This window comes from Candidatus Formimonas warabiya (assembly GCF_002777255.1).
Taxonomy (GTDB): Bacteria; Bacillota; Dehalobacteriia; order Dehalobacteriales; family Dehalobacteriaceae; genus Formimonas; species Formimonas warabiya.
In genome coordinates this window covers 4049095-4062306 of sequence record NZ_CP017634.1, presented here as the reverse complement: position 1 = coordinate 4062306, position 13212 = coordinate 4049095, and the positions used below count along the sequence as shown (strand labels likewise).

Sequence of the window (13212 nt, the reverse complement as noted above, 5' to 3'; positions counted from 1 at the left end):
TGATTGAGAGAAACCCCCTTTCCTAATTATCTTATGACTTCCAAAGCCTCGTCCTCATTAAATCTTGCCGAGCAGAAGGGGCAAAGCATGCGGCGGTCCTTCTTATTTTTAAAATCTATGGTAGCTACATAAAACTTTTTCTTGCATTCAGGACAAACTACCCAAAACATTCTGGCCATAATTTTTCCCTCCATATAAATTTTATTTTGATGTTTATCATGCTTGATAAACATTACGTACGCTAAATCAATCAATTACCGGATCCTCATTCCACTTCACCGGTCCTTCCACTTTACGCAAGCTTTTAACTTCCCGCGGTATAATCGTTACCTTCTCGCTGTCTTCAATATAGCGGACAAAATTATACTTATCCTCCAGGCCGTCCGTTCTTTTACGCTCTTCTTCGGGGAAAATTTCGGTGCCTCGTTCTAATTTGGCGACAATAAATGACGGGCCCTCGGTATGATAGGCCTCGGTCAGCGCTTTTTCAAAATCCTCAAGGTTATTTACCGCTACCGCCCGCTCAATACCTGCGCCTCTGCCCATTGCCGCCAGGTCCACATGATAGGCGGTATGGGTCGGCGGCCCACCGATTACCTCATAACATTCGTTATCCATAATGATGGTGATCAGATTTTTGGGCTGTACATTGCCGATCGTACACAATATCCCCATATTTAACAACATGCTACCGTCGGTATCCAAGGATACAACTCTCCGGTGAGGCAGCGAATCGGCAAGGCCGAACGCCACAGGAGTAATCGATCCCATAATTTTTAAAAACAAATTTTTGTTACTGGGCCGTAAATGATGCCATTCATCTATCATTCCACCCAAAGCAACCACCGCTAATTCATCTCCCTGTAAATGGGAGGCAATAATCTTCAAGCATTCAAATCTTTTCATTTTGTACCCCCATAGTTGAATTTATAGTTTAGGCGACTACATCGCCGGTAAGGATCACCGCAACATGATATAAAGAGACATTGATATGCTTTGCCGCCCTGACGATGGCGTCGGCAACATCCTCCGTTTTCCTCACAACGATATAAGGGATACGCATTGCCTGCAACAGAGGCTCCATTGTGATGCCGTGAGGGATGCCCCACCAATTCCTTTCGCCGATATCCCCGGTATAACACATAATCATCATCACAGGGATACCGTGGCTCAGCCCAAGTCTAGCCAGAGGCTCGGTTGCCACTCTCAGTCCGGCATTCTCCATGATCATGACCGCCTTTTTACCGGCCAGCCAGGCACCGGCGGCGATACTTACGCCTTCGCCTTCATTGGTGACCATGATGTAATTAAAATCCTTGTCGGCAGCCAACACCGGATACAGTTCCTTGAATTTTGATTCCGGCAACGATACGATCGTTTTTATGCCTGCCTTCTTTACTGAATCAACTACCAGCTCAACAACCTCTTCGCGCATAATCTGTCCTCCTAGTTTAAATGTTTGGCTTAAGATGATATAAAATTTTCTTAAAGCCTTTCAATCTATCGGACCTGCTTTCAATAGCTATAGAATTCTTCGCCAAACAGAACTTAACCTTTTCTCTTTTTGCTAAATAAACTCGCCCGGATTTATCTAAATTAGGCACTTATACTTTCAACCTTTTGAAATTTATAAACTCTGAAAGTAAAAAAAGAAAGTCCTGACGGACTTTCCTAGTTTACTTTATCTCGAAAACAGTAAGCGCATTTTTTGTGGTTGCTTCGGCCAGCTGCTCCAGGGATATTCTGCGCAGTTCCGCGATTTTTTCCCCTACCAAGCGGACCCGGGCAGGTTCATTTCTTTTACCCCGGAAAGGATGGGGGGCCAAGTAGGGACAGTCGGTTTCCACAAGCAGCCGGTCCAGAGGAACCAGTTTGGCAATCTCCAATAATTTGTTGGCGTTATGATAGGTTACGGGGCCGGCAATAGAAATATGAAACCCTAAAGACATACATTGACGCGCCATTTCCCAACTGCCGGAAAAACAGTGCAGGATGCCCCCGTTCTCTCCCGCCTGCTCTGATCGGAGCATATTTACCGTATCTTCATGAGCATCCCGATCGTGAATGACGATGGGTTTTTTCAGTTCTTTGGCCAAATGAATTTGGGTGCGGAAAGCGTCCACCTGAATTTGCCGGGGCGAGAGGTTGCGATAATAATCCAGCCCGATCTCACCAATGGCTACAACCTCAGGCTCCCGGGCATACACCCGTAATTTGGTTAAGGTATCCCCGTCCAAAGTAGCAGCATCATGGGGGTGAACCCCAATTACGGCATAAACCGACCCATACCGTTTGGCAATTTTAATACTTTCTATGGAAGAGGCCAAGTCATAACCTACCACCGCAATTCTTGTCACGCCCGCTTCTTTTGCCCGTTCTATTGTTTCCGGCACATCTCCCGCAAACTGTTCGTCGTTTAAATGGGCATGGGTATCAAACAGCATCTTTTAGCCTCCTATTTCACCCTGCCGCCCGGTTCCACGGACTCCACCGTAATCACTTCCAGTTTTCCTCCCTGGGAGGCGGCCAGAATCATTCCCTTTGATTCGATTCCTCTCAGTTTTACCGGTTTCAGGTTCGCCACCAGGATCACCCTTTTCCCCACCATTTCATCAGGCCGGTAATGCTGGGCAATTCCTGACACCACTGTCCTGACTTCCTCCCCTACTTTCAGGGAAAGCTTTAACAGTTTATCCGCCTTTTCTACCTTTTCACAGGCCAGTACTTCTGCCACACGTAAATCAATTTTGCCAAAATCCTCTATGGTAATCTCCGGTAACGCCGGTTCAAACTCCTCCGGTTTACCCTCTTCTTTTAAGGATTTCCCGGGAGAAGCCTGTTTTTGGGGGAGTTCCTCCTCATTTCCCATCTCCTTTAAATCAATGCGGGGGAAAATCGGCTCTCCCCGGTTGATCGCCGTACCGGCGGGAAAACGTCCCCACACCAGACTATCCCAGGACTGTACTTCTTTGTGATCAATCATGCCCAACTGAGTCCAGACCTTCTCCGGTACCGAAGGCATAAAAGGAGTACACATGACGGTGGTTAAGCGGAGAACCTCCACCATATTATACAAAACCGTGCCCAGCTTCTCCCTGCCCTGGGGATCTTTATTCAAGCTCCAGGGAGCGGCATCGTCAATATATTTGTTGGCCTTATTGACCAGCTTCCAGATCAACGCCAGGGCATTGCTGAATTCCATCTGATCCAGCAGTTCTTCTACCTGTCCGGGAATAGCCTTGGCCAGCCGAACCAGTTCCTCGTCAAACTCCGTACCCTCACCCGGAGCAACAACGATACCCCCGAGAAATTTGTTAACCATAGCCGTAGTACGGCTGAGCAAATTGCCGAAATCATTAGCCAAATCAATGTTGATTCTGTTCACCAGGGCTTCTTCCGAGTAATAGCCGTCCTGACCAAAGGGAACTTCTCTCAGGAGAAAGTAGCGGATGGCATCGACGCCGTATTTATCGCATAAGATCACGGGGTCAATCACATTTCCTTTTGACTTGGACATCTTTCCTTCCGCTAGAAGGACCCAGCCGTGTCCGAATACCTTTTTCGGCAGCTCGATGCCGGCAGCCATCAAAATAATGGGCCAGATAATGGTATGAAAACGCACAATATCTTTTCCCACCAGGTGTACATCAGCGGGCCAAAACTTCTGGAACAAATGATCGTCTTCGGTTCCATAGCCTAAAGCGGAAATATAGTTGGTCAAAGCGTCAAACCAGACATAAATCACGTGCTTCTCATTGATGGGCACCGGGATCCCCCAGGAAAAGGTGGTACGGGACACGCACAAATCTTCCAGGCCTTGTTTCACAAAATTGACCATTTCATTTTTGCGGGTGACAGGCTGAATAAAGTCCGGGTTGTCTTCAATGTACTGGAGCCAGCGCTCGGCATACTTACTCATCTTAAAGAAATAACTTTCCTCTTTTACCAGCTCCACCGGACGCCCGCAATCCGGGCAGACTTGATTTTCCGCCAGCTGCCGTTCCGTAAAGAAAGTCTCACAAGGGGTGCAGTACCAGCCCTCGTACTCCGACTTATAAATATCGCCGTTTTCATAGATTTTTTTGAAAATATGCTGGACTACTTTTTTGTGCCTCTCTTCACTGGTTCTAATAAAATCGTCGTTGCTGATGAGCATTTTATCCCATAAATGTTTGATCCCGTCTACAATGCCATCCACAAATTCCAACGGTTGTTTGCCTACGGACTTCGCTTTTCGTTCAATTTTTTGGCCGTGTTCATCCGTGCCTGTCAAAAACCAGACATCATATCCTTGCATTCTTTTATATCTGGCCATGGCATCTGCGGCTACCGTGGTATAGGCGTGCCCAATGTGCAAATTATCGCTGGGATAGTAAATCGGCGTGGTGATGTAAAAACTCTTTTTCGACATAGACTTCCCTCCATTTAATAGTATTTCCTTTTATTGATGAAATTAAAAAAACCTTCCGCCCGCCAGGGACGAAGGTTTTCGTGTTACCACCCTAATTCATCTGCGCCTCACAGCACAGATCTTCACAGGTACTTTCATACCCGGGCAGTGATAACGGGTGCCCTCCCGATAAAAGCTACTTAGAAAATCCTCCCGCCCATGGTGTTTTCCTGTTCACCCTACAGCTCTGGGGCCATGTTCACCTGTTTGCCACTACGGGTTTTCACCTCTCCCCCGCTCTCTGAGAAATGACTGGCAGAATACTCCTCCCCATCTTCGCCTTTTTTGTATGTAACTAAGTATCCTGGTAACTGACCGGAACCCGGAAAAGTTCCTTCATGTATGGAATCGCATTAGGTAGATTATATTTTTGTTTTGAAATTTTGTCAAGTTTTTAAAAATTTTGGTTGACTTTAGCTGGAACCTTTGGTATTATTTAGGCGGGGCGAAGAATGTCGAATTTTGTTAGAGGGGGAGGTGCATCTAGTGATTAAATCAACGGGTATTGTTCGTAAAGTGGACGAGCTTGGGCGGGTTGTTCTGCCCATTGAACTCAGGAGGACTCTGGGAATCGATGAGAAGGACGCTTTGGAGATTTACGTAGACAGCGAAAAAATCATATTGAAGAAATACGAACCGGCTTGCATTTTCTGCGGCAGCGCTGAAGACGTGCAGAATTTTAAAGGGAAAAATGTTTGTCGCGAGTGCGCGGCCGCTATGAATGCTGCAGCTGTCTAAAAATTACATAAATCGACAAACGGAAAAACAGGCACCATGCCTGTTTTTTTATACTTTCAAAATTTATACGTTTCAAAAGGTTGAAAGTATCAGGGTAACTAAGGCTTGCGCCGCCACCAGAGGCATGGCGCAAGCCTTAGTTTTCTCATTCATGATTCCAGGCTAATTTTATAAACCTCGCTTTTAGGCATGCCATAGCGGCGGGCTACTTCTTTTACCGCCTCTTTTTTCATCATCCCGGCCGCCACCAGTCTGTTAATTTCCTCTTTGATTTGTCCCAGACCGGGGAATTCCGCTTGGGCTTCCTGGGCACCCGCCAGAACAAGGGCGATCTCTCCTTTGGGAGGGTGCTCTTTAAAATAAAGAATCAGGTCCCCTAATGGTCCCCGGATTATTTCTTCATAGTGTTTGGTAATCTCCCGGGCAACTGCCGCCGGCCGGTCTCCCACATATTCTAAAAGCTCCTCTAAGGTTTCTATCAACCGGTAAGGGGATTCATAAAGGATGGTGGTACGAAGCTCTCCGCATAAAAGGCTTAAACGCTCTTTTCTCTCTTTCTTATCCCGGGGTAAAAAACCTTCAAAGACAAACCGGGCCGTAGGCAGGCCGGAAACAACAAGGGCTGCCAAAGAAGCGCTGGGTCCGGGAATGGGCACCACCTTTAAACCGGCCCGCACCGCCTCTTTTACCACATCTTCCCCGGGGTCGGAAATACCCGGCATGCCGGCATCCGAAACCAGTGCTACCGATTTCCCCTGTTGCAACAAAGAAATAAGATAGCCGCCCTTTTCTTTTTTGTTATGCTCAAAATAACTGGTCATGGGCGTGTGAATATCAAAGTGGCTGAGCAGTTTCCTGGTATGACGGGTGTCCTCGGCCGCGATCAAATCCACTTCTTGAAGAATTCTCCGGGCCCGGAGAGTCATATCATCTAAATTACCAATCGGAGTGCCTACTACATACAAAATTCCTTCTGCCATATCGCCCTACCATTCTTGGGACAAAAATTTTCCCCCAAAGATCTCTTTCATAGCCTCTGAATGAATCCCCGGTTGTTGGTAGACAAAAAGAGGCGGTAAAATGTGCAGATCTTTTTTGCCGTTTTTGATCCCTTCAATTAATACCAAATTTGGTTCTTTCCCTAAAATGGGATAAACAAAGCGCAAGCGTTTCGGTTCCAATTGAGAATGCCGCATGGAACACAGAATATCCGTTAGACGAAAGGGCCTGTGGACCAGGGCCATCCTGCCCTCTGTGTTCAGCAAAGCAGCAGCCTCCTGAATCACATCCTCCAGCTTGCATAAGACTTCTGAGCGGGCGGCCGCCTTAATGGCACAGCCGCTCACCTTCCCCGAGCCAGCAGGAGCATAGGGAGGATTACTCACCACCAGATCAAATCCCCCCTTGCCCAGGTCTGACGCCGCCGTCCGAATGTCCCCTTCCCGGATGAGAATATGCTCTCCCAATCCATTCAAGGCCACGCTTCTTTGGGCCATGTCCACTACTTCCGCCTTGATTTCCAGGCCAATGATACGGATGTCGCGCACCCGGGCACATAAGAGCAAAGGAAGAACGCCGGTACCGGTGCCCAGATCAACCACCCGATCCCCGGGCTTGATTGTGGCAAAATCGGCTAAAAGAATGGCATCCAAGGAAAAACAAAACCAGCGGGGGTTTTGGATAATCTTTAAATTGCGCCAGATCAAATCATCCATGCGCTCTTCGCCTCTGAGCATCAAAGCATCAGGCCCCCTCACCGGCCTTGCTTTCCTTATTCAGAAAACTGATACAAAACAGGCAATCCTCCGTGCGGGCCCGGGCAAAATGGATGGGACACACGTGGTATCCTTCCTCATACAAACGGGTGAGGTTGTCAAAACCTTTCCCCTGGGCTTTTTCTGCATAAAGCCTGGCGCGCAAGAATTCATTTTGCTGCTCCAGTTGATGGACATGGCGGCGCAGGGTTTGTATTTCCGAGAGAATTTCCCCCACCTTTTCCTCCAGCTCATGCAGTGCCTGAGTTAATTCCACCGCCATCACTCCTTGACAAAGTCACTATCCAGACCATCCTGTTCGACTTCTTCTTCACTCTCAACATATTTCTGGTCGTAGTCATCACTTTCATATTTCAAGCAGCACATCAATCTTCCGCAAATGCCGGATATTTTCGTAGGATTGAGGGAAAGATTCTGTTGTTTCGCCATGCGAATGGATACGGGCTGAAAATCTCCCAGTACAGTATGACAGCACAGGATCCTGCCGCAAGAGGCCAACCCGCCCAGCATTTTCGCTTCATCCCGTACGCCAATCTGTCTTAATTCAATCCGGGTGCGAAAAACGGCTGCCAAATCTTTTACTAAATCCCGAAAATCCACTCTTCCTTCCGCAGTAAAATAAAAAATGATTTTACTGACATCAAAAGTGTACTCCACATCTACCAGCTTCATGGGCAGGCTATGCTCCAAAATCTTCTGCTGGCACAGTTTAAACGCTTCTTTTTCCCGTTTCTTATTCTCCTGATGCACGTCGGTATCCTGTGGGGTAGCTTTTCTGACCACATTTTTCAAAGGCGAGACAACTTCCTCGGGAGTAACCATTTTCGGAGCTACTACGACGATACCGTATTCCATTCCCCGCGCTGTTTCCACGACTACGGGATCACTGATCGTCAGTTCCAATTCACCCGGGCTAAAATAATAAATCTTTCCCGCTTTTTTAAATCGAACCCCAACAACCTTCTCCATCTTATTCCTCCGATCTCATCCTGTTAACCGGTGTAGTTTACATAACAAGACATCCAGCACCAAGCGCACATTGGCATTTTGGGCGATTAATCTCTGGCTTCGCTCCACCTCTTGTGCAGCAAGTAGGGCGGTATCCGGTCCCAGGGGACTTTTGAGAATGGCCTCCGCCAGATGAGGGTTCCGCACCCGGGAAACCTCTCCCGTCAGCTTTGCCACCGCTAGATCCCGGTACCATGTTAACATGCCGTCCAATAATGTCTTGACCCCATCCTTATTTTTTTCCCACATCTCGGATAGCTTGAACAGCTGGCAATAATCCAGGGAAAAAACATCCTGAAAGGTATCGATCACCTGTTCCAGTTGTTTGCTCTTTTCTTCCCCGTCTTTCAGGTCACTGTCTTGGTGTTCCCCACCAAATTTTATCACCTGGCAGCGGGAAAGTACAGTTGATAAGATATTATCCCCGTTTTCCGCCATCAGTATAAATACCGTATGGGGCGGAGGGTCCTCCAATACTTTCAGCATGCTGTTGGCCGCTTCGGTGGTCATGGTGTCCGCCCCGGACAGGGCCAGTATCTTATACCTGCCTTCATAATGTTTATAGCCCACTTTTCGGTGCAGTTCCCGCACCTGATCTATTTTAAAGCTGGCCCCTCTCGGTTCCATCATCAATACATCGGGATGGTTGCCGTGCTGAATCTTCCTGCAGCTTAAACAGGCGCCGCAAGCCTGTCCCTGAACAGGAGAAAGACAATTCACCGCGGCCGCAAATGCGGTGGCGTTCTCCCAGGTCTTATTTTTCTCACCGAGAAATAAATAAGCATGGCCTAATAAGCCTGATTTAACTGTTTGCTCCAGTTGAGGAAGCATAGCATTCAACCCCTTAGATAAATCCCTACGATCCCTACATGCCAAAAATATATTAACCTACCGGATATTTGTCGTTTACACGCCATTTGATCAATGGACTAAACAGTTTATAAACACGTTTTGATTCTTTTGTCAGAATGGGTCCTAAAACAGCTAACACCAGAACATACAGGGCGGCAAAAGGCTGGAGGGCCGCTAACAGTCCTCCCTGCTTGGCCAGATTGGCAAGAATAATAGAGAATTCTCCCCGGGATGTGATCGTCAAACCAATATTTACCGCTCCCCGGGGGGACATACCGGCAATTCTTCCGGCAAAGATTCCGGCCACAAAATTTCCTACTACCGTAAGCAAAACAGCGATCAGAGCGGGCCATACCGCCCCTTTAAGCGCCAAAGGATCGATACTCAGTCCAAAACTAAAGAAAAAAAACGCACCGAAGAAGTCCCGGAAAGGCACAATTAAGTGTTCAATGCGCTGAACATGCTCCGTCTCGGATAAAACCAGGCCAAATATCAAGGCCCCAATCGCTTCCGCCACATTGAGGGTTTCCGAGAAACCGGAAACAATGGTCAGTAAAGCAAACAAAGTCAGTAGAAACAGCTCGTCCGAGGCAATATCCAATAAAAAATTCAAACGTGAGACAAACTTCCGTCCCAACAGAATCAGCGTGGCGATAAAACCTAAGGCAATCCCTGCGGCGAGCATGGCATGATGAAAAGAAGTCTCACCGGTCAATACCAATCCTGATACCACAGAAAGATAAACGGCCACAAAAACATCCTGAAACATCATCAGCCCTAAAATAATTTCCGTATCCGGGTTCGCCGCCCTTTTCAAATCCACAATCATTTTTGCCACAATAGCACTGGAAGATATCGTGGTAATCCCCGCGGCAACTAAAATCTCCCGATAGGGCCAGCCTAACACCCAGGGAAAAATAATTCCCAGGGTTAAATTGATTGCCATATAGATGATGCCGCTTACCGCAATGGACCGCCGGGCTTTTAACAAACGGCCGATGGAAAACTCCAGTCCCAGGTAAAAGAGTAAAAACAGGACGCCTAACCGGCCCATGAGACTGATGATGGGAGCGCTGTTAATAAACCGGAAATCCAGCACACCCCAATAGGGCAGATGGGGCCCTACCGCCAGTCCCGCAAAGATGAGCAGGGGAGCGGTGGACAAACGAAGCTTGGAGGCAATAAAGCCGGCAAAGGACATCACAAGTAAAGCAAGACCAATCTCCAGGACAATATGTTCCACTCTGTCACACACCTCCCTTAGCTATTAAATATCTGCATTTTTTTACCTGCTCCTTTTCCCCGATAATCACCACCGTGGTCCCTTCTTTGAATACATGCTCGGGACCGGGATTCAAAACTTTGGCATGATCCTTCCCCACCAAGGCAATAATCGTTGCGCCCGTCTTTTTCCTCACCTCCAATTCGCCAATGGTCTTGCCCAGACAGGGGAAATCCGGTTCCATCTTAATCCATTCGATCACCAGGTCGTCCAGGGCAACCTCGATGGTTTCCAAGGCTTTCGGTTTGTAAATGATCCCCCCGACAATCGCCGCCACTTGACGGGCTTCATTATCATCAAGGGTAATCATGGAAATACTGTCGTCCGGATCATCATAAGCAAAATGATACATTTCCCGTCTTCCGTCATCATGGATGATCACCACTAGTTTATCTCCGCTGCGGGCTTTGATGACAAATTTCTGGCCGATCCCCGGAAGCTCGGTCTCATGAATGGAAAACATTTTCCTATTCCTCCTAAATAAAATACTTATTCATTTTGTTGATACTATTTACGATTCCTGCCCTCTAGATAGAACTGTCTCTTAAGATTTTTTCCACACGCCCATAGATCTCTTCATGAATTTCCTCGATCGTTCTTAAACTCCCCCCTTTCACACAATGAATGATCATCCATCCGTATTTTTGCGCAATATACCTGGCATTTTCATAGGATCTGGCCAGGTACTCCTTATTTCTTTCATGAATATCTTTTTCTTTTGTGCCGTTAAACTTATTATCCCTTTCCGCCATTAACTTACAGCTGAATTCCACCGGCACATCCAAAAAAATCACACCGTCCGGCACCGGGAGTTGATAAATGTTAAATTCCAAATCCCATAGCCAGTCTAAATACCGGTCTTTTTCTCTTCCGTTCAGTTTTGCCCCCTGATGAACCATATTGGAAGTGGTATACCGGTCCGCCAGCACGAGGCCTCCCTGAAGATAAAACTCTTGCCATGCCGTTCTAAAAGAAGCAAACCGGTCCACGGCATAAAAAGTAGAGGCCACATAAGGATTCACATCACTAGGATTTTTCCCGAAATCACCGTTTAAATACATTTTTACCAAAGATGATGCCGGGCTGTGATAATTGGGGAATTCCACCTTACGCGCAACGACACCCTGGCCTGTTAATCTGCGAAACAGGAGGTCGGTTTGGGTCGCTTTTCCACTGCTGTCAGAACCGCTTTCAATAATGATTAATTTTCCGGTCATCGATTCCTATCTCCTTACCCATATCATCACCTTACCAAGTTAGCCGGCTACCACTCTGACCGTCCTCCCGGAAGAATCATCCGGTCCCTGTATCTGCCCCCCCCATTTCCGGATCCTTTCCATGATCCCGATCGTTTCCCGGGAGATAACTTCTCCCGGTGCCACAAGAGGGATCCCCGGAGGATAGGGGCAAATAAATTCTCCGGCAATTTCTCCTGCCGCAGCCCTGACCGAAATCGCTTTTTTCTTTGCCTTGAATGCTTGTCCGGGAAGCAGTTTTATTTCCGGAATCAGAGAGTAGTCCCAAACCGGTGGTCTGGGCATTTTTTTGACGGGAAATCTGCCGGCGATTTCTTTTAAGGCATGGGCCAAATGGTTCAATTTCTCTTCATTGTCCCCAATGGTCACCATCAGCGTAACACCTTCATATGCCGCCATCTCCGGCTCTATACCGTATCTCTTCCGCAGTTCATAGGCAAGCTGAAAGCCGTTCAGGCCCAGATCCCAGCCGTTTAACATCAATTTTGTCTGATCCAGGCCGGCTAGTACAGGTGACTTTATACTTTCTCGATCCAAGCAAGAAATCCCTTTAAGTCCGGCTATTTTATGCCGAAAATTACAAGCCAGATGCAAAATTTTTTCCCCCATCACCTTTCCATCTTGCGCCCAGTACTTTCGGGCTGCATCCAGGGAGCCCATCAATAAATAGGAGGGGCTGGTCGACTGGAGTATCCTTAAATAGCCTCCTGCGTCCAAATCCTGATCCTTTGTCAAGAGCAGGGCAGATTGGGTCAAAGATCCCATGGTTTTATGCCAGCCCTGTACCGAAGCGGAAACGCCGCATTGAAGGGCGGGAGCGGGAAACTCCGGGGAAAATTGAAAATGGGCGCCGTGGGCCTCATCGGCAATCACCTTTACCCCCCGCTGACGGGCCAATTGAACGATGGCCGCCAGATCCGAGGCACACCCATGATAGGTAGGGTGAACCATGAACAAACACCGGGACTCCGGATGGGTATCCAATGCGGAGGCAATATCTGAGACCCGAACACCAACCGGGATGCCCAAATCAGGGTGCAGAGAAGGACGCACATAGACGGGCATGGCTCCGGATAAGATGAGTGCGCCATAGGCACTGCGATGGGCATGCCGGGGCAGGATGATTTTGTCTCCCGGGCCGCATAAGGCCATGATGAGCGCGTGAATCCCTGCGGAAACCCCATTCGTCAAAAAAAAGGCTGCCTGTGCTCCCATTAAATCAGCCGCAAGTTCTTGGGCTTGGCGAATAGGGCCGGTAGGATGATGCAAATCATCCAGTCCTTCCACTTCTGTCAGGTCTATGGAGAAAGCCGGAAGTCCCAGTAAATGCTGCCATTCTTTCAGTACCCCCGCCCCTCCCTTATGCCCCGGCATATGAAAGGAGGCAAACCCTTGCTTGCTATACTGAGATAAAGCCTCTACCAATGGTGCCTTATTTTGATTGCCATTAAACATAGGTCCCCCCGGAGCTTGCCACCCTCTCGTACCCGTATGGGTATTTCTACCTGGCAGCAGTAATGGTTCGGCTAAATTACCTTAAATTATAACAGAAATATCCGCGAACAAAAAGACCGTACTCTTTTAAGAAAAGTACGGCCCCTCTGTCCTGTTGAACCAGATATGTTTTAGTTGATCCTTAATAAAGGGATACCAGATATCGTCTACATGAACGGCCAATATCATTTGCTCACATCGCGCACAAATAAATTTTCCCTTGATGAATATCCCTTCTGTCCATAAGGGAGTATTCTGGCCACACATCAAGCACGTCGGTCTTAGGTTTTCCGGCTCCATCCTGTGCACCTCCTGTTTATTTGCCAGTATTGACAAGGAAACAGGTCTTTAATCAAA

General features: G+C 47.7%; 16 protein-coding genes and 1 other annotated feature. Of the genes, 1 reads left to right on the top strand and 15 read right to left on the bottom strand.

The window, feature by feature from the left end:
- Positions 1 to 26: 26 nt before the first annotated feature.
- The 5 genes from DCMF_RS29315 to metG all read right to left on the bottom strand — a co-directional run bounded on the left by DCMF_RS29315 (position 27) and on the right by metG (position 4411).
- A complete protein-coding gene (locus tag DCMF_RS29315) occupies positions 27 to 179 on the bottom strand; it encodes a hypothetical protein (protein WP_214658722.1) in 153 nt (50 codons plus the stop codon).
- 67 nt (positions 180 to 246) lie between these two features.
- Positions 247 to 906, bottom strand: coding sequence for a thiamine pyrophosphate-dependent enzyme (locus DCMF_RS18510; protein ID WP_148135783.1), 660 nt, complete (start codon positions 904 to 906; stop codon positions 247 to 249).
- A 28-nt stretch (positions 907 to 934) separates the two neighbouring features.
- The gene (locus tag DCMF_RS18505; protein ID WP_148135782.1) at positions 935 to 1435 is read right to left on the bottom strand and encodes a thiamine pyrophosphate-binding protein; all 501 of its coding nucleotides are present in this window, start codon (positions 1433 to 1435) and stop codon (positions 935 to 937) included.
- A gap of 241 nt (positions 1436 to 1676) precedes the next feature.
- Positions 1677 to 2444: a TatD family hydrolase gene (locus tag DCMF_RS18500; RefSeq protein ID WP_148135781.1), complete on the bottom strand. Its 768-nt coding sequence runs from the start codon at positions 2442 to 2444 to the stop codon at positions 1677 to 1679.
- An 11-nt stretch (positions 2445 to 2455) separates the two neighbouring features.
- A complete protein-coding gene (gene metG, locus DCMF_RS18495) occupies positions 2456 to 4411 on the bottom strand; it encodes a methionine--tRNA ligase (RefSeq protein ID WP_148135780.1) in 1956 nt (651 codons plus the stop codon).
- Positions 4412 to 4472: 61 nt separating this feature from the next.
- Positions 4473 to 4736: a binding site (T-box leader), on the bottom strand.
- 203 nt (positions 4737 to 4939) lie between these two features.
- Here metG and DCMF_RS18490 point away from each other — a divergent pair.
- Positions 4940 to 5188, top strand: a complete 249-nt coding sequence (locus DCMF_RS18490; protein ID WP_214659414.1) for an AbrB/MazE/SpoVT family DNA-binding domain-containing protein — start codon at positions 4940 to 4942, stop codon at positions 5186 to 5188.
- Between the two features lie 149 nt (positions 5189 to 5337).
- Here DCMF_RS18490 and rsmI read toward each other — a convergent pair whose 3' ends face one another.
- The 10 genes from rsmI to DCMF_RS30520 all read right to left on the bottom strand — a co-directional run bounded on the left by rsmI (position 5338) and on the right by DCMF_RS30520 (position 13122).
- Positions 5338 to 6168 (bottom strand): 16S rRNA (cytidine(1402)-2'-O)-methyltransferase, encoded by an 831-nt coding sequence (gene rsmI, locus DCMF_RS18485; RefSeq protein WP_148135778.1) that lies wholly within the window; start codon positions 6166 to 6168, stop codon positions 5338 to 5340.
- Between the two features lie 6 nt (positions 6169 to 6174).
- Positions 6175 to 6924: a tRNA1(Val) (adenine(37)-N6)-methyltransferase gene (locus tag DCMF_RS18480; RefSeq protein ID WP_148135777.1), complete on the bottom strand. Its 750-nt coding sequence runs from the start codon at positions 6922 to 6924 to the stop codon at positions 6175 to 6177.
- Between the two features lie 7 nt (positions 6925 to 6931).
- Positions 6932 to 7219 carry an initiation control protein YabA gene (locus DCMF_RS18475; RefSeq protein ID WP_236860060.1) on the bottom strand — a complete coding sequence of 96 codons (288 nt, stop codon included), beginning with the start codon at positions 7217 to 7219 and terminating at the stop codon, positions 6932 to 6934.
- A 5-nt stretch (positions 7220 to 7224) separates the two neighbouring features.
- Positions 7225 to 7932 (bottom strand): PSP1 domain-containing protein, encoded by a 708-nt coding sequence (locus tag DCMF_RS18470; RefSeq protein WP_148135775.1) that lies wholly within the window; start codon positions 7930 to 7932, stop codon positions 7225 to 7227.
- A gap of 15 nt (positions 7933 to 7947) precedes the next feature.
- Entirely contained in the window at positions 7948 to 8802 is an 855-nt protein-coding gene (locus DCMF_RS18465; protein WP_148135774.1) for a DNA polymerase III subunit, read from the bottom strand.
- Between the two features lie 52 nt (positions 8803 to 8854).
- Positions 8855 to 10066, bottom strand: coding sequence for a cation:proton antiporter (locus DCMF_RS18460; protein ID WP_214658721.1), 1212 nt, complete (start codon positions 10064 to 10066; stop codon positions 8855 to 8857).
- Positions 10067 to 10070: 4 nt separating this feature from the next.
- Positions 10071 to 10568 (bottom strand): cation:proton antiporter regulatory subunit, encoded by a 498-nt coding sequence (locus DCMF_RS18455; RefSeq protein WP_148135773.1) that lies wholly within the window; start codon positions 10566 to 10568, stop codon positions 10071 to 10073.
- A 64-nt stretch (positions 10569 to 10632) separates the two neighbouring features.
- The gene (locus DCMF_RS18450; RefSeq protein ID WP_148135772.1) at positions 10633 to 11322 is read right to left on the bottom strand and encodes a dTMP kinase; all 690 of its coding nucleotides are present in this window, start codon (positions 11320 to 11322) and stop codon (positions 10633 to 10635) included.
- Between the two features lie 39 nt (positions 11323 to 11361).
- Positions 11362 to 12816, bottom strand: coding sequence for an aminotransferase class I/II-fold pyridoxal phosphate-dependent enzyme (locus DCMF_RS18445; RefSeq protein WP_148135771.1), 1455 nt, complete (start codon positions 12814 to 12816; stop codon positions 11362 to 11364).
- 126 nt (positions 12817 to 12942) lie between these two features.
- The gene (locus tag DCMF_RS30520) at positions 12943 to 13122 is read right to left on the bottom strand and encodes a sigma factor G inhibitor Gin (RefSeq protein ID WP_418219661.1); all 180 of its coding nucleotides are present in this window, start codon (positions 13120 to 13122) and stop codon (positions 12943 to 12945) included.
- Between the last annotated feature and the right edge of the window lie 90 nt (positions 13123 to 13212).

Coding starts and splice junctions, on each gene's coding strand:
- DCMF_RS18505 (WP_148135782.1), bottom strand. CDS start 1,435: ATGCGCGAAGAGGTTGTTGAGCTGGTAGTTGATTCAGTAAAGAAGGCA.
- DCMF_RS29315 (WP_214658722.1), bottom strand. CDS start 179: ATGGCCAGAATGTTTTGGGTAGTTTGTCCTGAATGCAAGAAAAAGTTT.
- DCMF_RS18450 (WP_148135772.1), bottom strand. CDS start 11,322: ATGACCGGAAAATTAATCATTATTGAAAGCGGTTCTGACAGCAGTGGA.
- rsmI (WP_148135778.1), bottom strand. CDS start 6,168: ATGGCAGAAGGAATTTTGTATGTAGTAGGCACTCCGATTGGTAATTTA.
- DCMF_RS30520 (WP_418219661.1), bottom strand. CDS start 13,122: ATGTGTGGCCAGAATACTCCCTTATGGACAGAAGGGATATTCATCAAG.
- DCMF_RS18445 (WP_148135771.1), bottom strand. CDS start 12,816: ATGTTTAATGGCAATCAAAATAAGGCACCATTGGTAGAGGCTTTATCT.
- DCMF_RS18500 (WP_148135781.1), bottom strand. CDS start 2,444: ATGCTGTTTGATACCCATGCCCATTTAAACGACGAACAGTTTGCGGGA.
- DCMF_RS18510 (WP_148135783.1), bottom strand. CDS start 906: ATGAAAAGATTTGAATGCTTGAAGATTATTGCCTCCCATTTACAGGGA.
- DCMF_RS18470 (WP_148135775.1), bottom strand. CDS start 7,932: ATGGAGAAGGTTGTTGGGGTTCGATTTAAAAAAGCGGGAAAGATTTAT.
- DCMF_RS18455 (WP_148135773.1), bottom strand. CDS start 10,568: ATGTTTTCCATTCATGAGACCGAGCTTCCGGGGATCGGCCAGAAATTT.
- DCMF_RS18480 (WP_148135777.1), bottom strand. CDS start 6,924: ATGCTCAGAGGCGAAGAGCGCATGGATGATTTGATCTGGCGCAATTTA.
- DCMF_RS18465 (WP_148135774.1), bottom strand. CDS start 8,802: ATGCTTCCTCAACTGGAGCAAACAGTTAAATCAGGCTTATTAGGCCAT.
- metG (WP_148135780.1), bottom strand. CDS start 4,411: ATGTCGAAAAAGAGTTTTTACATCACCACGCCGATTTACTATCCCAGC.